14 protein-coding genes are annotated in these 20,689 nt (G+C 50.1%); 13 read left to right on the forward strand and 1 reads right to left on the reverse strand.

Annotation, left to right across the window (positions count from 1 at the left end; translation table 11 throughout):
* Positions 1–8: 8 nt before the first annotated feature.
* The 9 genes from cobN to EHS89_RS21040 all read left to right on the forward strand — a co-directional run bounded on the left by cobN (position 9) and on the right by EHS89_RS21040 (position 11,021).
* Complete coding sequence (gene cobN / locus EHS89_RS06525) at positions 9–3,947, forward strand: cobaltochelatase subunit CobN (RefSeq protein ID WP_124925315.1); 3,939 nt, start codon at positions 9–11, stop codon at positions 3,945–3,947.
* Between the two features lie 13 nt (positions 3,948–3,960).
* Complete coding sequence (locus EHS89_RS06530; RefSeq protein WP_229753626.1) at positions 3,961–5,595, forward strand: cobyric acid synthase; 1,635 nt, start codon at positions 3,961–3,963, stop codon at positions 5,593–5,595.
* Between the two features lie 3 nt (positions 5,596–5,598).
* Entirely contained in the window at positions 5,599–6,570 is a 972-nt protein-coding gene (gene cbiB, locus EHS89_RS06535; protein WP_124925316.1) for an adenosylcobinamide-phosphate synthase CbiB, read from the forward strand.
* Complete coding sequence (locus tag EHS89_RS06540; RefSeq protein ID WP_124925317.1) at positions 6,567–7,775, forward strand: threonine-phosphate decarboxylase; 1,209 nt, start codon at positions 6,567–6,569, stop codon at positions 7,773–7,775. The genes cbiB and EHS89_RS06540 overlap by 4 nt, the downstream gene beginning before the upstream one ends.
* Positions 7,765–8,463, forward strand: a complete 699-nt coding sequence (gene bluB / locus EHS89_RS06545; RefSeq protein WP_124925318.1) for a 5,6-dimethylbenzimidazole synthase — start codon at positions 7,765–7,767, stop codon at positions 8,461–8,463. The genes EHS89_RS06540 and bluB overlap by 11 nt, the downstream gene beginning before the upstream one ends.
* Positions 8,464–8,548: 85 nt before the next feature.
* Positions 8,549–9,688: a sirohydrochlorin chelatase gene (locus EHS89_RS06550; RefSeq protein WP_124925355.1), complete on the forward strand. Its 1,140-nt coding sequence runs from the start codon at positions 8,549–8,551 to the stop codon at positions 9,686–9,688.
* Between the two features lie 103 nt (positions 9,689–9,791).
* Positions 9,792–10,166, forward strand: a complete 375-nt coding sequence (locus EHS89_RS06555; protein WP_124925319.1) for a VOC family protein — start codon at positions 9,792–9,794, stop codon at positions 10,164–10,166.
* Between the two features lie 129 nt (positions 10,167–10,295).
* Positions 10,296–10,592, forward strand: coding sequence for a hypothetical protein (locus tag EHS89_RS06560; RefSeq protein ID WP_124925320.1), 297 nt, complete (start codon positions 10,296–10,298; stop codon positions 10,590–10,592).
* A 264-nt stretch (positions 10,593–10,856) separates the two neighbouring features.
* Entirely contained in the window at positions 10,857–11,021 is a 165-nt protein-coding gene (locus tag EHS89_RS21040) for a hypothetical protein (protein ID WP_170167426.1), read from the forward strand.
* Positions 11,022–11,100: 79 nt separating this feature from the next.
* On the opposite strand, the gene EHS89_RS06565 is transcribed toward EHS89_RS21040, so the two are convergent.
* On the reverse strand, positions 11,101–12,000 hold the full coding sequence (locus EHS89_RS06565; protein WP_124925321.1) for a LysR family transcriptional regulator: 900 nt from the start codon (positions 11,998–12,000) through the stop codon (positions 11,101–11,103).
* Positions 12,001–12,154: 154 nt separating this feature from the next.
* Here EHS89_RS06565 and EHS89_RS06570 point away from each other — a divergent pair, with 154 nt between their 5' ends.
* The 4 genes from EHS89_RS06570 (at position 12,155) to EHS89_RS06585 (ending at position 20,210) form a co-directional block, all read left to right on the forward strand.
* On the forward strand, positions 12,155–13,354 hold the full coding sequence (locus EHS89_RS06570; RefSeq protein ID WP_124925322.1) for an NADH:flavin oxidoreductase/NADH oxidase family protein: 1,200 nt from the start codon (positions 12,155–12,157) through the stop codon (positions 13,352–13,354).
* A gap of 335 nt (positions 13,355–13,689) precedes the next feature.
* Positions 13,690–15,369: a 30S ribosomal protein S1 gene (gene rpsA, locus EHS89_RS06575; RefSeq protein ID WP_124925323.1), complete on the forward strand. Its 1,680-nt coding sequence runs from the start codon at positions 13,690–13,692 to the stop codon at positions 15,367–15,369.
* Positions 15,370–16,073: 704 nt separating this feature from the next.
* On the forward strand, positions 16,074–19,697 hold the full coding sequence (locus tag EHS89_RS06580; protein ID WP_124925324.1) for a hypothetical protein: 3,624 nt from the start codon (positions 16,074–16,076) through the stop codon (positions 19,695–19,697).
* A gap of 321 nt (positions 19,698–20,018) precedes the next feature.
* On the forward strand, positions 20,019–20,210 hold the full coding sequence (locus EHS89_RS06585) for a S1 RNA-binding domain-containing protein (RefSeq protein ID WP_229753625.1): 192 nt from the start codon (positions 20,019–20,021) through the stop codon (positions 20,208–20,210).
* Positions 20,211–20,689 lie beyond the last annotated feature (479 nt).

The following is a 20,689-nucleotide window of genomic DNA, read 5'->3' on the forward strand; positions in this document are numbered from 1 at the left end:
ACTTTAGTATGCATCTTTTAGCGGCCCAGCCGGGCGGATTTGTTGATGATGAGGGTATCATCGATCTGGATCAGTCCCCGGCTGATATTGTCATTCTGTCTGCGGCAGACAGCTCTCTGGCTGCGCTGGCGACCGGTGTTGCCGATTTGCCGGATAGTACAAACTGGCCAAGTGTTCGCTTAGCTAACTGGATGCAATTGCTGAAGCCTGCCGCCTATGATCTGTATGAACATAAGGTTCTGGAACATGCCAGGGTGGTAGTGCTGTCATTACTGGGCGGACAGAATTACTGGCAGTATGGCTTTGAGCGCCTGCAGGACTGGGCACGCGGCGGCTCAGACGCACAGCCACGGCAGCTGATCATCGTCCCCGGTGACGATGCGGCTGATCCAGACCTGTTGGATGCCTCTACGGTTGAACAACAGCATTGGCAAAGTGTCTGGCGTTATCTGCGCGAAGGTGGGGTGGATAACAGTCAGCAATTGGTTCGTTTCCTGACGGCTGAATATCTGGGCATTGATACTCTCTGGCACGAGCCCCGGACCCTGCCGCGCTGCATGATGTATATGCCCCAGGATGTACAGGCACAGATAGCCGGGCAAGCCACTAATGCTGGTTTTAATCTGGGGCAGGCTAGTTTTGCCGAATGGCAGGCGCGCTGGCAGCAGCAATCATGCAATGATAATGAGCGACCTGTGTGTATATTGCTGTTCTATCGTAGCCATCTGCAAAGCGCTAATACAGCCATGTTTGATGGCCTGATAGCTGAGTTAGAACGCCAGCAACTAAACCCTTTGCCGGTAGCGGTGGCCTCCCTTAAAGACCCTGAATCTATTACGCTGGTGAATGCGTTAATAGAGCAGAGCGGTGCCAGCCTGATTATCAATACCACCGGCTTTGCCAGTAATACTGTGGCGAGTCCTGACCTGTCTTCCGAGCCGACAGAGTTTTATTCGCCGTTTACCCGTAAATTGCCGGTATTACAGTTGGTATTGTCCAGCAGTACCGAAGATGACTGGCAACAATATAGCCAGGGACTGCGCAGTCGGGATATCGCCATGCAGGTAGTATTGCCTGAGATGGACGGTCGAATCCTGACCCGGGCGGTGAGCTTCAAGGCAGAAAGTTATTTTGATCCGCACTGCCAAATCTCGGTGATACGTTATGCCCTGCATACTGAACGTGCCGCCTTTATCGCTCAGTTAGCGATGAAATACTGCGCTTTGGCCCAGAAACCAAATCATGAAAAACGGCTCGCTCTGATTCTGGCTAACTATCCTACGAAGGATGGTCGGATAGGCAATGGTGTAGGGCTGGATACCCCGGCATCGACCATTAATATTCTGAATGCTTTGCAGGCAGCGGGCTATCCACTGCAGGATATTCCTGTCGAAGGTGATGCGTTAATTAAAGAATTGCTGGGAGCAGTGACCAATAACCCCAATACCCTGCATCAACTGCCTTGCTGGCAAAGTATGGCGTTAGATGAGTATCAATACTATTTTGATCAGCTACCCGAAGAGAGCCGGAAAGCGATATTAGAACAGTGGGGTGGTCCTGAGCAGGACCCAAAATGCCGCGACGGTCGGCTGATGTTATCGGGCATACGCCTGGGTGAAACCTTTATCGGTATTCAGCCCGCCCGGGGTTTTAATATGGATCTGGTGGCGAACTACCACGATCCTGATCTGATTCCGCCGCATAACTATCTGGCGTTTTATTTCTGGCTGCGGCACTGCTATCAGGTAGACGCGGTCATCCATGTCGGCAAACACGGCAACCTCGAGTGGCTACCGGGCAAAGGTACCGCGCTTTCAGAAAGTTGCTGGCCTGATATCTCGCTGGGACCGATGCCGCATTTTTATCCCTTTATTGTTAATGATCCCGGTGAAGGGGCGCAGGCTAAACGACGCACTCAGGCGGTGATTATAGATCACCTGATGCCGCCGATGACCCGCGCCGAAAGCTATGGTGAACTGGCGGAGCTGGAAGGCTTAGTCGACGAGTATTATCAGGCGATGGGTATGGATACCCGCCGTGAAGAGTGGTTACGGGCAGAGATTCTTAAACAGGTTCAAAGCAGCAATGTATTGCAGGAGCTTAGCGGGATTGAAGTTGAGACTGTTGCAAATGATGATGGTTATGAAGAGGGTTATGAAGAGAAAGTACTGGCTGAACTGGACGCTTATCTTTGCGATATAAAAGAGGCCCAGATCCGTCATGGTCTGCATATTCTCGGCGAACTGCCCGAAACAGATAAACTAGCGGACACTTTAGTTGCGCTGTTACGTCTGCCCCGTGGTGAAGATGATAGTAGTCAGGGCATCCTGCATAATTTGATCGCGGATCTGGATCTGCGTGTCGACGTTGAAGGAAAGAGTAAGCTGTTTGATCCGTTGGCCGCCGACGCTGCACTCTGGCAGTCGGAGCGTCCTGAACTGTTACAAGCCGTTTCTGACGATCTCTGGCGTACCGAAGCTGATACCCGGGAGCGTTTGGAGTTGCTGGCTAAACAATTGATTCTGGATTACGTGCTGAACCAGAACAGTCCTCTGGCAGAACTGCAATTACCACATACCATGGCTCAGCTTAAATACGCCCGACAGACGCTTCACCAAGCCCTGCAGCAAAGTGTTGTGTTAGAAATCGACTCGCTTATCAATGGTCTTAACGGCGAGTTTGTACCGCCGGGTCCGAGTGGTGCGCCAACAAGAGGGCGGCTGGATACTCTGCCGACCGGGCGTAACTTTTTCTCGGTCGATAACCGGGCGATTCCGTCGCCGGCGGCCTGGGTTATAGGCGAGCGTTCCGCCCAGGCGCTTATTCAGCGACACTTACAAGAGCACGGCGACTATCCAAAACAGCTGGGTCTTTCCGTATGGGGCACCGCTACTATGCGTACCGGCGGCGATGATATCGCTCAGGCATTTGCCCTGATGGGAGTGCGACCGATCTGGGCGCCGGGTTCAAACCGGGTTGTTGATTTTGAAGTGATCAGTAGTCAGTTGTTAGGCCGGCCGAGGGTCGATGTAACGTTGCGGGTATCAGGTTTTTTCCGCGATGCATTCCCTAACGTAATGAAGCTTTACGATGCGGCGGTGCAGGCGATCGCAGCGTTAGAAGAGCCGGGTAACGGTAATACCATCCAGTTTAATATTCAGCAACGACAGCAACAGCTTGAAGCTCAGGGGATGTCTGGTGAGGATGCCCGTCGTGAAGCCAGCTATCGCGTATTCGGTAGTAAACCCGGTGCTTACGGTGCCGGTTTACAAGGCTTGATTGATGAACGTTGCTGGGAACAAGCCAGCGATCTGGCGGAAGCCTACCTGAACTGGGGCGGTTATGCCTATGGTAATCAGCAGGGTGACGGGGTAGATGCTCGTGGTGCGTTTGAGCACCGGTTATCGCAGCTTGAAGCCGTAGTGCAAAATCAGGATAACCGTGAACACGATCTTCTCGATTCTGATGATTATTATCAGTTTCAGGGCGGCATGACCAACGCGGTAACTGTGTATCGTGGAGAGGCTCCGGCGGTTTATCACAATGATCATTCCAACCCGATGGCACCCAAGGTACGCACCCTTAAAGAGGAGCTGAACCGGGTGATTCGGTCGCGGGTACTGAACCCGAAATGGATCAACGGGATGCAGGAGCATGGTTACAAAGGCGCGTTTGAGATGACCGCTAGCGTCGACTATATGTTTGCCTACGATGCCACTACTAACCTGATCGCCGACTATCAATATGAAAAAGTGACCGATACGTTGTTGTTTGATGAGCAGAACCGGGCGTTTTTGGAACAGCATAACCCCCATGCTTTGGAAGAGATGGCTGAACGTCTGCTTGAAGCAACTCAGCGTGGGCTATGGCAAGAGCCGGGTTCATACGCGGATAAACTGCAGGATCTGCTGCTGGAACTGGATCAGCAGCAGGAGATGGCCGAATGAGATATCTATTGTTATGAGTAATCAGCGGGTGAATGAGTTTAGAAACCAACACACATTGATGGTGCAGGGTACAACATCCGATGCCGGAAAGAGCATTCTGGTAACAGCCCTGTGCCGTATTCTTGCGCGCAAGCAGATTGCGGTAGCACCCTTTAAATCGCAGAACATGGCGCTCAACAGTGCCGTCACTGCTGAGGGTGGTGAAATCGGTCGGGCCCAGGCGGTACAGGCCGAAGCCTGCTTTTTGCCACCCTCTGTGGAGATGAATCCGGTTCTGCTTAAGCCTAACAGTGATCTGGGTGCTCAGGTGATTCTCAATGGTAAGGCCATTGGCAATATGCAGGCTACAGAGTATCACCATTACAAGCCGGAACTGTTGCAGGAAGTAGTGCGTAGTCACCGCGCATTGCAGGATAAATATAGCGCGGTGATTGTTGAAGGTGCAGGCAGCCCGGCGGAGATTAATTTACGCGAGCATGATATAGCCAATATGGGTTTTGCCGAGGCGATCGACTGTCCGGTCATTATTGTGGCTGATATCGACCGTGGCGGTGTTTTTGCGCATCTTTACGGTACTTTTGAGCTGCTGAGTGATAGCGAGAAAGCCCGTATTAAAGGTTTTGTCATTAACCGTTTTCGCGGTGATGTGAGTTTGCTGCAATCCGGGCTGGACTGGCTTGAGCAACGTACCGGAGTGCCGGTGCTGGCGGTTATCCCTTACATCACCAACCTGCATATCGAAGCGGAAGATGCGGTTAACAGTCAGCAGAAAACCGATACGGCTTACCAGCAGTTAAAAGTCGTCGTACCCAGGTATCCGCGGGCCAGTAACCATACTGATTTTGATGTATTGCGTATGCATCCCCAGGTGGATTGTGAATTTATGCCTGATCCGCAGCAGTTCAACGGTGCAGATCTGATCGTCTTGCCGGGCAGTAAGAATGTTCGGGGTGACCTTGAATGGTTGCAACAATCGGGCTGGGCTGATGCCATTAAACGTCATTTGCGTTTGGGCGGCAAAGTGATCGGTGTCTGTGGCGGTTATCAGATGTTAGGGCAGTGGATACACGATCCGGATGCGATCGAATCCAGCGCAGGATCAACGGCGGGTTTAGGCTTGCTGGATATGGCCACCACCCTGACTGACAACAAGGTACTGCGTAACGTTACCGGACAGTTGCTGGGTTCTTCAATCCCGGTCAAAGGTTATGAGATTCATGCGGGTATCAGTAGCGGTGCTGCATTAGATAAGCCTCTGTTTTCGATCACTGCTGCTGTACCAGAGCAACAATCGAATCAACTTTCAAATCAATTATCAGAAGTAGAAGAACAACCAGAGCTTGCCTGCGAACGTTTTGATGAAGGGGCTCAGAATCTGGATGGCACGGTATTGGGTTCATACATCCACGGTATCTTTGATGAAAAGGACTTGCTGGAACACCTGCTGCAATGGGCAGGACTGGGTCAGGTAGAACAGTTTGATTACCTGGCCTTTCGTGAACAGCAGATCGAGCGTCTGGCGGATGCGGTAGAAGATGTGATGCCGTTGGCTTCCCTGTGCCAGCTGTTGGCACTGTCAGAGCCAAGCCAAAACTCAGAACAGGGCTGCAGCTCAACAGAGCAGCATACGACAGCAGGAGCATTGTAACTGATGGTATTAGTCAGCTGTTTGTTACTGGCGTTGCTGCTGGATCTTCTGTTTCAGGAGCCGGCCCGTTATCACCCGCTGGTGGGCTTTGGTAATCTGGCCAGTTGGTTAGAGAAGCAGTTGAATACCGGTGCTGCTAACGGACGTATTAAGGGGCGTATTTCGGGCCTGGTCGCCTGGGGTCTGATTGTAGGGCCGCCCACGTTGTTTTTTTTCTGGCTAGAGGCTCTGATCGCTGAGTCAGAAGCGCTACAGCTTTTAGTCGGCGGTCTGATGCTTTATCTGGCGATTGGTTGGCAGAGTTTATTGAGTCACGGGCTGGCTATTGCTAAGCCGTTGGCTGCAGGACGAATGGTTGATGCCAGACAGGCTGTGAGTATGATCGTTAGCCGTGATACACGCGAGCTGGATGAACAGGCTATTGCCGGTGCCGCAACCGAGTCGATGCTGGAAAATGGCTCCGATGCAATATTCAGTGCAATTTTCTGGTTCTGCCTGTTGGGCATACCTGGCGTGGTTTTATATCGGCTGAGTAATACTCTGGATGCGATGTGGGGCTATAAGAATGAACGTTTTTTGCAGTTTGGCTGGGCCGCGGCCCGGATCGACGATCTGTTGAACTTTATTCCGGCTCGCTTAACAGCGCTCAGTTACGCCTTGATGGGACAGACCCGAATCTCTCTTGCTGCCTGGCGGCAGCAAGCGGGAAACTGGAAAAGCCCGAATGCGGGGCCGGTAATGGCTGCCGGTGCGGGGGCGATCAATGTCTCTCTCGGTGGTGCGGCTATTTATCATGGTCAGCTACAGGAACGGCCGCCACTAGGACCGCAAGATGGTCCTACTGCATCGGCAAAGAGTATTCGTGAGGCTTGTGCTCTGGTTAACCGGGTATTATTGCTCTGGGTTGGTGTAATCATAGTAGGGGTCAGTGTTACAGCATTAACCGCTGTTTCGGCCACGGGAGTCAGCCTGTGAATTTGTTAAGCGATGAACTGATCGTTGAAAAGAGTGTGATTGATAGCGCTTCTGGCGAGCGCTGTTTTAGTGATAATAGTATGAATACAAGCATTGCTGATGACTTTGCTGATGGCCTTATTGAGCCGACTGCGATGCCGTTACATGGCGGTGATATATACAGCGCCAGTGTTCGCTATGGTATACCAGCGCCGCAGTGGCTGGATCTCTCTACCGGCCTGAACCCTGAATCCTATCCGCTACCGCAACTGGATGCTGCTGCCTTTCAGCGATTACCTTATCTGAATCCTGACTTTATAGCGGCGGCGGCGCATTATTACGGCAATGATCAGCTGATGCCATGCAATGGCTCGCAGCTGATTATTCAGGCTTTGCCCCAGTGTCTGGAGCAAGAGTACTTGCCACCAGGAGTTCAGGAAAAACTGCCGGTGTTACTGCCTGAGTATGGCTATCAGGAACATCGTGATCACTGGCAGCGTCATGGTAATCCTATTCGCACTTATCCTGCCTTCGATTCAGGTGCAGCGGTAGCGACAGTCGAAGCCGCTATAGATCAGGGTGATCCTTTTCACTTGGTGGTTATCAATCCTAACAACCCAACCGGGCTCTGTTTTACGCCACAGCAGTTGAAAAACTGGGCTGAACGAATGCCTGGTGGGGGCTATCTGGTGGTAGACGAAGCTTTTATTGATCTGGAGCCTACACAGAGTGTGTTGGCTAACCACTTTTGCGATAATATGCTGGTCCTGCGGTCTTTCGGTAAGTTTTTTGGCCTTGCCGGTATTCGGCTGGGCTTTGTGTTTGCCCAAGCTGAGTTACGAAATGCACTACAGCAGCATACCGGTATCTGGATGGTAAACGGTCCGGCTCAGTCCCTGGCTACCAGGGCACTACTAGATAGCGAATGGCAGTACAGTGCACAACACAGAATACGCGACTGTGCAGCGCACACCCGACAGTTGTTCAGTGCATTGTTTGATCGAATCAAGCCATTAATGCAGGTTCATACGCCGTTGTTTTCCAGCTACCAGATAGACAGAAAAGAGGCGTATCGGTTACATCATCACTTTGCCAGTCAGGGTATTCTGCTCAGGGTTATTGAGCTTGACGGGCAAACGAGCTTACTGCGTATCGGTATTAGCAGTGCCGCAGATGACCAACAAAGTGAAAGGTTACGGGAGGCAGTAGCTAGCTATGTCGGATAACAAAGCCTCAAATAGTCTGTCGGGTAAAAATAAGGCCTACAGCACTGCTGACAAAGAAGCGGTGTACCGGGTTATTGCAGAACGCCGGGATATGAGACATTTCCGCTCGGATGCGGTTGATCCGGAAGTGATTAAGCAGATGCTCATTGCTGCGCATCATGCTCCTAGTGTGGGACTGATGCAGCCCTGGCGGTTCCTGCGGGTTTCAGATAACGACCTGAGACAACAGTTACATCAACTGGTTGATGAGGAGCGTGCGCATACCGCCGAAGCGATGGGTGAACGTAAGAACGAATTCATGAAGCTGAAAGTGGAAGGTATTCTCGATTGCGCTGAAGTGATTGTTGCCGCACTACCCGATGATCGGGAAAAGTACGTTTTTGGCCGACGCACCCTGCCGGAGATGGATCTGGCTTCACTTTCCTGTGCTATCCAGAATATGTGGCTGGTGGCACGGGCTGAGGGAATAGGGATGGGCTGGGTGTCAATGTTTGACCCACAAGCTCTGGCGCAGTTGTTAAAAATGCCGGCCAATAGCAAGCCGGTGGCCATTCTCTGTATCGGCCATGTAGATGAGTTTTATGACCGGCCCATGCTGGTGGAAGAGAACTGGGCGCAGGAGCGTCCGTTAGAAGAATTTATATATCAGAATTATTGGCCTGAAACTGCTGAAGAGCAGGGGAACTAAAAGCGGGTAACCTAAAACTAGGTAACCGAGAGTTCCGGTCAACAGTATTTACGAGTGGAGTAGAGTTGTGTCTAAGAAAGGTATTATGGTTTGTGGTCACGGTAGCCGTGATAAAGACGCTGAACGTGAATTTGGTCTGGTTGCTGCGGGCTTAAAGAAACGTTTTCCGGAGATGCCGGTTGAGTATGGTTTCCTGGAATTTTCTGCGCCCAATATACATATGGGTCTGAACTCCCTGATAGAGCAGGGCGTTGATGAGATCTATGCGGTGCCGGGTATGTTGTTTGCGGCGACTCATGCGAAGAACGATATCCCATCGGTGCTGACGACCTTTGAGCAGAACTGTTCTGATGTAGCAGTTAAATATGGCAGCGAGCTGGGTCTGCATAGCGCCATGATCGAAGCCTTTCAGGCGCGTATTTACGAATCTATGGGGCTGGACCCTGAAAACCCACCTGAGAATCTCTACGATACCCTGCTGGTGGTTGTTGGCCGTGGTACCTCTGATACCCATGCCAATGCCGAAGCGGCAAAGCTGACCCGCATTGTGAATGAGAATATGGGCTTTGGCTGGGCTGATACGGTTTACTCCGGCGTAACATATCCTTCAGTGGGTGTGGGCATGGAGAAACTACTGAAACTGGGTTACAAGAAGGTTGTGGTCGCACCATACTTCCTGTTTACCGGCCGCCTGATCAAGCGTATCTATGGCTACGTTGATAAGGTTGCTGCGCAGAACCCTGAAGTAGAGTTCATTAAAACCCCATACCTGAACGACCACGAGAAAGTGATCGATGCCTTTGAGGTGCGGGTGCGCGAGATTCTGGAAGATGAGCAACCGGCAGAAACCCTGATGAGCTCCTTTAAGCGTCGCCTGGCCGCGGGTGAAGTGGATGTGCATCACCACCATGCTGAATTTACACCAGAGACAGAGACCGGTTCCCATGGTCATTCACATGCTCACGACCATAGCCACGACCATTCTCATGATCACGGCCATTCCCATGACCATTCTCATGGTCACAGCCATTCACACGGCCATGACCACGGCCATGGACACTCCCACGGTGTGTACAAACATATTGGTCATCCGTTAGGGCCTCGTACTATGATCGGTGAAGGCATCTGTTGCTGCTTTATGAGCCAGTTCCCACAATCGGTGCTTGATGAAGAACAGGACAAGATCGCCGGCAGCAAGCCTGAAGATGCGCTGGCGCATAAGTAACTATTTGTTATGATCAGCTCTGTACCGGGCAGCCCTGCCCGGTACTTTTTTAAGCGCATGCTTATCTTAAGTACAGTCTTTCAACATTACGGACACAATCAAAATGCTTTTAGGCGTATGTCTTGGGACCAACGATCTGGCCCGTGCTGCTGTTTTTTATGATCGTCTACTGAATACGCTTGGCATGGTGCGTACGATGGAAGCGGATAATGAGGTAGGTTATGGTCCAGAGGGCGGATCTAGCTGTTTCTGGATACTGGAACCTTTTGATAAACAGCCGGCTACCCATGGAAATGGTACTCAGGTGACCTTTAAGGCGGTCAGTAACGACGCTGTAACTGCATTTCATCAGATCGCTCTGGAAGCAGGCGGGACTGATGATGGTGCTCCCGGCTATCGATATCGTCCTCATTACTTCGGCGCTTATTGTCGTGATCCGGATGGCAATAAGCTGCATGTCATGCATGAATCTGATTGAAATTTTAATTGAATCTTTGTTATTAACCGGTTGTTGTGAAAAATCATCAGGGCCGGTGCCCACTTTGAGAAACACTGTGTTAGCCTATAGGCAGCAGTATCTTTTCGCATAACCGAATAAGGGGTAGGTATGGCTCGAAATTTTAAAGGATCAGGCTATAAAAATGCTAATCCGAAGAAGGTCGCTCGGGGAATAATAGAAGCGGTTGAAACAGAGGGACCTTTTAATGACTGGGTGGGTATGCCCCAGTACTATATTCATCAGCTCACGGTGGATTCTGAAGTTTATCGCTACCTTTCGCCGAACAAAGAGTTTGAAATCGAGCTGGGTAAAAAAGTGACATTTCGCTACAAAGAAACCGCTAAAGATAAGATGGTCGACAAAAAATCCCTGGGGGTTGTTATCGACCCGAGTGAATTGCAATAATGTCTATAGACTGCTTTCTGATCTAAGCAGCTAAATCATATCGATGTCCGCTTTGTGTCAAAGCGGACATCTGTCCTGATAAAAGATACAAATACCTTTATTTCCCAATCTGATTTCTTCACCAATGAATTTACTGGCTGATACCCGGCCAGATATAATCGACTCTTTGATTCTCTAGTCCCCAAAATGGTTAATTGCTCCTTGTCTTATCATGAAGGAACTATCTAGGCTGGTTGTATATATATCATCCTGCGAGGGCTCGCTATGAACGATGAATATGACAACGTTTTAGAACGGGACGAAGAGGATGTAGCTCTCGATTCAAATGAAAAACTTAACTCTATAGTTGCTGCAGAAGAGGTAAGCGATTGCCTGGCTGATGAGGTTACTAATGATCAGCGTATTGTTAAGCTTTGGGATGATAAGTGATGCGCCGGTAAAACTATCAGACTGCTTTAACTTGCCCGATATGCATTACCGGTCTTATAGAAATTGTCACAGCAGTACGTTAATAAGCTGTTATAAGCTCTGAGCACTTTTCTCTAAGCATCTCCCTGAACAATATCACTGCGGGTGTTACTTGCTTTCTGCCAGGGCAAAGCAGATAGAGTTGTACCGGCGGTGATTGAAAGTCAGAAAGTACCTGTACCAACTTTCCGCTACGCAGATCTGCAGCTATATCTATCAACGATCTGTGTGCGATTCCCTTACCGGCAACCGCCCAGCGCCTGACAATATCAGTATCATTACTGATTCTGTTACTGGCTACTTTTATCTTGTAGCTGGCTGAGCTATCCATATATTCCCAATTATCGAACAGCCGACTATCCAGCCGGTATAACAGACAGCTGTGTTTTCTAAGATCCTCAGGATGCGAAGGCTCACCAAACTCAGCAATGTAACCGGGAGATGCGCAGGTAATTCTGTTTATCGTGGCAATATGAAAGGCCACCATGGTTGAGTCTTCTGGTTTCCCATAGCGAAGAGCAACATCTACCTGATCTAAAAAGAAGTTGGAAAGGGAGTCCCCTACATTCAGATCAATCGACAGTGAGGGATGTTGATCCATTATTTCATCTATCCAGGGTAAAACGATATTGCGCCCTAAATCCGATGAAACGGAAAATTTTAGCTCTCCACCGACTTTTCCCTGTACCTGATGGGCTGACAGGCGGCCCTGTTCGATTGATTCAAGCGCCTGACGACAATGGAACAGGAACTGTTCGCCTTCCGTTGTTATGCGTAACTGTCTGGTTGTTCTGATAAACAGTTGTACGTCTAACTCTTTTTCTAATCGCTTGAGCGCCAGGCTTGCTGCTGCAGCGGTGATGCTCAGCTGTTTTGCTGACTCGCTGATGCTGCCGGTTTCAGCGATTCGAATGAAAAGGCTCAAATCTGATGTGTTCATTAGTAACTTTTATTTAATAGTCTTTTGTAAATTACACTGTTTTTAGTTTATAGATAGTCACGGATAATGTCTTTAACAGCAGCGGTAATTGCCAGCAGGCACTGAAACCCGAACTGCATTAGACCGATATGGTTTGAACATTAAAGAGGTTGCTATGAGCGGGACATCAGATTCAATTCATCTACTCAATCGTCCATTGGAGCTACCTTGTGGTGCGCTGTTAAAAAATCGTCTTGCTAAATCAGCAATGTCTGATTCGTTGGCGAATGGCGCGGGTGATCCGACAGAAGCACAGATCCGACTCTATGAACGCTGGGCGCAGGGGGGCGTTGCTTTATCGATTATTGGTGAAGTGCAGGCTGATCCGGGTTTTCCTGAAAAACCGGGTAATCTTGTTTTAGGTACAGGCTCAGATCTTAAAGCTCTACACGCACTTGCATCCCGCGCTTCGATTGAGGGGGCACATATATGGCCTCAGCTAGGTCATGCAGGGGCGTTATCCCACGCACAGATTAGCCAGCCGACAGGGCCTTCCGCATTAAAGATTGGTGATTTTCAGTGTGCTGGACTGACCATGGCAGAAGTGGAACAGTTGCCTGCTATGTATGCCCGGGCAGCGGTGCAGGCAAAAGAAGTTGGATTCACCGGTGTTCAGATTCATGCGGGTCATGGTTTTTTGCTGAGTCAGTTCTTGTCGCCATTGTTCAATCGGCGAAATGATCAGTATGGCGGCTCTGTTGAAGCCAGGAGTCGCATTATTGTCGAGGTGATTAATAAAGTGCGATCTGCTGTGGGTCCGGCATTTCCAATCGGACTCAAGATCAACTCCTCTGATCAGTTAGAAGGGGGGCTGACACAGGACGATGCCTTAGAGGTTATCCGTATACTGGATCAGACTTCAATTGATCTGATAGAGATTAGTGGCGGTACCTATTTCCCCGGTGCCAGGGCAAGTTCTGATAGTGCGACAGCAGGGCCGTATTTTGTAGGCTTCGCTCAACGGGCCAAAAGCGTAACCTCTGTGCCCCTGATGGTAACAGGTGGGATTAAAACCCGTGATGAGGCGCTTGAATCGCTGGCTTGTGGTGCGACCGATATGGTTGGGTTGGCACGGGCTATGGTGTTAAACCCTGAGCTAACTAATGACTGGTTGAGTGAATCAGGTGGTGACCCTGATTTCCCCCGATTCGCGGCATCTCCTCCCGGCGGAATAACCGCCTGGTATACAATGCTGATAACGGCGTTAGGTAACGATAACGAAAGCAGCTACTCATTAGATCTACCTACAGCTATGCGTATCTATGAAGAACGCGATAATCATCGTTGTGTGACCTGGAAAAAGACGTTTTCGTGAAATAGAGCTGTCAAAGCTGGTTTATTGTTAATGATGAAGTAAATGTATTTCAGGCCTTAATGATCTGGGATTCGCCTGAATCGTTAAGATAATGCCGATAAATGAATGAATTTGATGCTTTTTTAGCTTTGATGGAGTCGTTTTCTTACGCATTTACTTCCTTAAGTGCGAACTAATCTGTAAAATACGCACCCGAAACCCGTAATCAGTTGTTTTTATGTCAGTCTTTGTTCAACTGTGCGGGATAAATAAATTGCCCTGTATCTAACTGACAATACAGGTATTACCAGCTGTAAACACACTTGAACGATAGTGTTCACAGCATAGGAAAAAGCATGACCGAAAGCTTTGCTGACTTATTTGAAGAATCCCTAGAACTCGTAGCTATGGTACCAGGCACCCTCGTAATGGGTGAAGTTATCGAAATCGATAGCGACTGGGTTACTGTAAACGCTGGCCTGAAATCTGAAGCTGTTATCCCTCGCGCTCAGTTCCTGAACGATGCTAACGAACTTGAAGTTCAAGTTGGTGACATGGTTAAGGTTACTCTGGAAAGCGTTGAAGATGGCTCTGGTGAGACTCGTCTGTCTCGTGAAAAAGCTAAGCGCGCTGAATCTTGGGGTGTCCTTGAGACTGCTTTCGAAGCTGAAGAAACTGTTAAAGGTTTCATTAGCGGCAGTGTAAAAGGCGGCTTCACAGTTACTGTTAACAAGATTAACGGTTTCCTGCCAGGTTCCCTGGTTGATGTACGTCCGGTTAAAAATGTTGACCACCTGATGGGTCAAGAACTTGAATTCAAACTGATCAAGCTGGATCAAAAGCGTGACAACATCGTTGTTTCTCGTCGCGCAGTCCTGCAAGAAGCGAACAGTGCTCAGCGTGATGAGCTGCTGGCTACGCTGGAAGAAGGTCAGCAAGTTAAGGGTTACGTTAAGAACCTGACCAACTACGGTGCATTCGTAGATCTGGGCGGTGTTGACGGCCTGCTGCACATCACTGACATGGCGTGGAAGCGTATTTCCCACCCTAGCGATATGCTGACTCCAGGTGATGAAATCACCGTTCAAATCATCAAGTTTGATAAAGAGACTAACCGTCTGTCTCTGGGTCTTAAGCAGCTGAATGAAGATCCATGGTCTTCTATCCTGGCTCGTTTCCCAGCCGGCACTAAGGTTCCAGCACGTGTTACTAACCTGACTGACTACGGTTGCTTCGCATCTATCGAAGACGGCGTTGAAGGTCTGATTCACGTTTCTGAAATGTCTTGGACTAACAAGAACATCCATCCTTCAAAAGTTGTTCAAGTGAATGACGAAGTTGAAGTTATGGTTCTTGATGTTGATGAGAAGCGTCGTCGTATCTCTCTGGGCATGAAGCAGTGCATCGCTAACCCATGGTCTACTTTCGCTGAGCAGTTCGCTGCGGGTGATAAAGTGACTGGTACTATCAAGACTATTACCGATTTCGGTATCTTTGTTGGCCTTGAGTCTGAGTTGGATGGCCTGGTTCACATGTCTGACATCTCTTGGGAAGCTGATAACGAAACAGCTCTGCGCGCTTACAAGAAGGGCGAAGAAGTTGAAGCAGTTATCCTGTCTATTGATGCAGAGAAAGAGCGTATCTCTCTGGGTATCAAGCAGCTGGAAAGCGATCCGTTCTCTGAGTACGCTGCAGCTAACGATAAGAACACTATCGTTAAAGGCATCGTTAAGTCTGTAGACGCTAAAGGCGCTAATGTTGAGCTGGCTGAAGGTATCGAAGGCTACCTGAAAGTTTCTGACATCAGCATCGATCGCATCGAAGATGCTTCTACTGTCCTGAAAGTAGGCGAAGAAGTTGAAGCGAAGATCGTTAACCTGGATCGTCGTAACCGTTCTATCTCCCTGTCTATTAAGGCTAAAGACCAGGCAGACGAGAAAGCGGCTATCAAGGCTGTTGCAGAGCAGACTGTTGAGACCGCTGGTCCAACAACTATCGGTGACCTGATCAAGGCACAGATGGCTTCTAAGAAGTAATTCTTACTGCCAAATAAAAGGAGCGCATTGCGCTCCTTTTTTTGTGCCTGAGCTTTTTCTATTTGAGCTTTTGTTTCTGGTTCTCCCAGAAGCTATTCCCTTTATAAGATCCCTTTTCGAGCTACACTCTCACTGCTTTCCCCGATGCGGTCCCGCCTTTAATAGGACTGATTGAATGGACGTTTCAGGGTAAGAACATAAGAAGGCTAGTTACGTGGATAATTTACGTGCGATCACTCCTAAATCTCCGGTGTTGGCTGCATTATAGATCTCTAGGTGTTTTTATCTTACTTTAGCTACTACTATAAAGTTACTGTCACCCGTTGGCAGTCCAGCATCAAGGATTGTGCTGTGTAGTCTCTTCAGCGATTTCGTTTCTGGTGCCATTGGTAAGCTTGTCGTGTCGGCACCATCATTTCAGTTATTCGGATGTGCCACCCATTAAGCTTGCTGTAACGGCCAGTATTTGTATCTCTGGCCCTAAATTATTGGCAGAGGCGTATTGCAGGGTTTTAGTTGTGGCAGTAGATCGCAGCTATAACTAGGCAGGCACGAACACCCGTAAGCGGGCTGGACTCGTCGCTGTCGATCCTGAATCTCAAGTGTTGGCGAGGTTATGTGTTTTTCCTTCAGGTTAAGAAGCTCTTGGCCTGAGGCCGCTATGGTTTTTATTCTTTAAACACTCAGCTAAGGAGGGCTGTAACATGTCAATTACTGTACTCATGGTTCTCGATGGCGAATACCGCTTCGACCAGGCACCTGCACCTGAACCGCATACAGGTTCTCAAGATTTTACGTTCAATACACTCGTTCAGACACTGGAAAACGCAGGTATGACCGTCTACAAGGCGCATCGCGATAGCGATGCCGATGCTGACGTTACGGCCGATGAAAACGGATTCGATTTTTCTAGCCACGACCTGCTCGCCTACGATGTGATCTGGCTGTTTGGTTATCACGGGCGCAACGCGTTCCCGCCTGGTACGGGTGGATCGAGTGGTAATCATCTGCTTTCCGCCGCAGAACACACGGCGATAGAGGTCTTCATGGATGCCGGCGGCGGCATATTTGCTACCGGTGATCACGATAGCATCGGCGCGGATACCGGTGGCCATATCAAGCGGGTACGGGCGATGCGTACCTGGTTCGGTGAAAATGACACCCAGATCAATACGTTACCCGCGGGTTTTCCGCTCAACTATGATGTTGTGGGTGCGTTCCAGGCCGACACTGTGCAGGCGAATCCCCAGAGTGATTACAGCAGTGAAACGGAGGATTTTAAATTCTTCGAGAACCAATCGGATTCCATTCCGCAACCTATCACGCCGACCAGTTCGCCGGCGCACACCATTTTACGGCGCAACGGTGATGATATCACTGTGTATCCGGATCACATGCACGAAGGTAATACGCTGGGCAGTACCGAACTGCAGCCTTTTATCGACGGTGGCACCCTGACTGATTTTCCGTCGCTTGATGGGCATCGTGAACTGCCGGAGATCATCGCGACTGGACAATCCTTTGCGCAGCTCTCGAAGTTTGCCTCCGGCGCGTTTGGTGGAAATTTCATCAGTAATGTTGTTCCTGCCCCCAAGACCGTCAACACCCTGAGCACCTACGACGGTCGAACCGTGGGCGTTGGGCGAATTGTTACCGGTGCGACTTTTCACCATTACATCGACATTAACCTGACGGGTGATACTGACATTGACACGCCGGATGAATTTGCTCAGGCCGGCCCGGATGCGGCCAAGGGCCAGGGTTACGGTTATGCCGGTGCGGAGGAGGTCTTTGCCGATATCAAGGCCGTCTACGTAAATATCACGAAGTGGCTTGCACGACCGAAACCTATTATTCAGATTGTCCTTGAACGCAGCACTTTCAGTCAGGATGAGGCCACGGCCGACGGCACTTTTATCGGTGCTTTTCTGGTTACGGTCAATGCACTCAAACCCAGCCAGTTTCCTAATGGCGGAATCACGACCCTAAGCCCGTCCCAGGCGCAACTGGACGCGTGGGCCCCCGGTCTTACACTAGAGGATGATAACGGAATCACCATTCGGGCATCTGATATCGACAGCGATGATCCGGGTCTGCCCGACAGATTGCAGCGCTTCACGTTTACGTACGAGGTGACGATCAATCCAATAGCTGCGTTCAGCTTCGGGGGTGAAAATCGCGCACTTTATCTCGACGGTTTACTGACACCCTCATACGGCGTTAGTAACCCGCTGACAGACCGGGCGTGGATCGTGCTCGTTAAGGCTGCCAATCCGTTCATGCTCGATCTTGCCAATGGTAACGAAAAACACTGGCTTAGCACTGATGTTCGGGTATTCAAAGTCGTGGCTGGTACACCGTATCTTGGTCATACACTGGTTGAGAACGCGACACCCGACCAGGCCCGCAGTTGGCTACAGAGCGTGATTGGTACTCTGGAAATTGGTGGGTTTGAAGGTATCCCGATCACCCAGGCCGAGTCGGCCCTGAGTCCGTTGCCGACAACAACCGTAAGCGGCAAGCCGGTCTATAACTTTGCGATCGCCCGTGTGCGCCTCAACGGTCAGGCTGTTGCTGCGAACAACGTGCGTGTTTTCTTCAGGATATTCACAACACAGACGACGGCGGCATTGACGTTCAGGCGTACTAGTGGGGCAACACCGATCGACGGTACGCCTACTGCGGGCTATCTGCAAACGGCCGGCGCCAATCCGATTGCGCTGCCGGGTGAGAATGTCGCGGGTGACGAGTGGCTGTCCTATCCGATGTTCGCAGCTGCACGCGCGGCTACCCCAGGCGCGCAGACCGACCCGAACAACGTTGAACCATCCATTGCGCCGGTACCGGGTGATGAAGTATCCACCTTCTTTGGCTCATTGATCGATACCAACCTCAATACGCCGTATCTACCGCCGGAACCGGGATCGGCTGCTGCGCCACAGGGGCTGTCATCGCTACTGATGGGCGCGCATCAATGTATTGTTGCACAGATCGAGCATCAGGGTACGCCGATTCCTAACTTCGCCAAACCATCAACTTCTGACAAACTCGCGCAACGGAATATTGCCATGAGCGAGATCGCTAATCCTGGGCTGGAAGCCTCGCGGATGGCTTTGCATACTTTCGAGATCGAGGCGACGCCAGCACCAATCGCCGATAACTACTGGCCTGACGAACTACTTGTCGACTGGCATCAGGGTGCACCGGACGGTACATTCGCTGCTCTGTTCATACCGACTTGGGACGCGCAACAGGTCATTGAACTGGCCGATCGTTTCTATGCCCGGCATGAATTGTATCTACTCGATGAAGATACTGTGGCAGTTCCGGCTGGTGGTGTTCGATACGTGCCGATCCCGCGACACCAGGTACGTCAGACCGGTGTTGTCAGCGCCCACTTCCCGCTGGGCGTCAGGAAAGGGGACCGCTATGACGTTTCGATCCGCCAGGTCACCTACGGCGAGCGACGGGGCAAGCAGCCAAAATACGAAGGTCGCGAGATATCGCATGCCGAGGCCCTGCGCTTGCTCAAGCAAAGTGGCACCGCGGGTAAAGCCAAAAGAAAATTGCCACGTGGTGCATTCCGCGTCGGGAACAGAGAGGTTTTGGTGACGGACACGTCAGTGTTCGATATGAAATCTGATAAACCTCTGTTGATGAAACTCCCAAGTGAGGAAGATCTAAAAATATTAGCGAGCACTTCGGGGCGATGGCGGGAGACGATCGGGGCCTTCCAGATCGGTATTCCAGTTTCGGATAAACAGACTATGCGCGTCGATCTGTTGAGGCTGCTGGCATTGTTACGCTGGCGTGCGGACTTTGTGAAGCCCACGAGTCGTTGGTATGTAACGTTCAGCCGTTACGTCGAGCTTATGACCAATAAGGTGCGTGCACTCGGCATCGATCCTTTCTCAATTGATCCTTCGCCCAATCCCGCCATTCCGGGAATGGGTGATGACGGCAATGGCAGCGGGGGTGAAGATGACCACAACAGTGGCGATACGGGGGATGCAACCAATACAAATCCGTTCCTTGAGCCTGGCGATGACGAGTGGCTTGATGATACTTCCGGCCTTAAACCACCCGGCGAGGCTGGCTCGGGCAGGTACTCGGGCAAGGTGTCCGGGCTGCTGTACGACCACTTCGGGGACTTCGAGGGATTCATGCTCGAGACCTATGGTGGTAAGCACCTGAGGTTCTTCAGTAGAGAGGCCGCGATACAGGATATCGCCAACAAAGCTTGGTTGGAGCGGTATGTCGTGACCGTGATGACAGTGGCGAGCGATAGTCGGGAGGTGAGGCGGCTACTGATTCGAGGCTGTCGCTGAAAGAGTGAAGATCCGACCGTCGATGGAAGAGCTGTATCCAGCAGTACGACACACAACTAATACGGATAGGTTGCGCGCAGCCGCAACTTAATCCGATTGTTGTAACAGCCCGTATCTCATTAAGTAATTATCTCGGTGAGAGTTTAAGCGATTTCAGCGTTGTGTTGATAACCAGTCTTTCAGGCCGTATGACGCCATAGCCTTGGAGCGGCATGCGGGCTGTTGGGCATTACCCTGAAAGAATCCATAATCTCTAGACCGCTGCAGATAACGATAAGAACGCTATCGTTAAAGGCATCGTTAAAGTCTAAAGCCGCTAATGTGAAGCTGGCTGAAGGTATCGAAGGCTACATGAAAGTAGGCGAAGAGGTTGAAGCGAAGATCGTTAACCTGGATCGTCGTAACCGTTCTATCTCCCTGTCTATTAAGGCTAAAGACCAGGCAGACGAGAAAGTGGCTATCGAGGCTGTTGCAGAGCAGACTGTTGAGACCGCTGGTCCAAACTATCGGTGACCTGATCAAGGCACAGATGGCTTCTAAGAAGTAATTCTTAATGCCAAATAAAAAGGAGCGCATTGCGCTCCTTTTTTTGTGCTTGTCGTTTTCTGACTGGGCGTTTGTTTCTAGCGTTCTCCCTGAGCTATTTCCTTTATATGATCCCTTTTCCGGCTACGCCCTCACTGCTTTAATCTTTATAGTAATTGTGTAAGGATAGTCGTCAATCTGATGTTTTTCTCCAAACGTCGTTATGCAATAAGCAAAGGAAAGCTTATGAAATTCAAGCAATTATCACTTCTTTATACAAACTCCGTTTCGGAGTTATACGTCAATTTGACGCGTTATAACACGTCAGTTTGACGTATATTTAGCTGTTAGGAATCATATGGATATTTACCAACCACCCAAAAGTAGCCTTTTGGTAGGCAAAAAAGACTACTGGAGATCACTATGGTTGCTTATTCCTATCAACATATATTTGTGGTGGAAGTTAT

The organism is Amphritea balenae, from assembly GCF_003858655.1.
In the GTDB taxonomy this organism is placed as follows: domain Bacteria; phylum Pseudomonadota; class Gammaproteobacteria; order Pseudomonadales; family Balneatricaceae; genus Amphritea; species Amphritea balenae.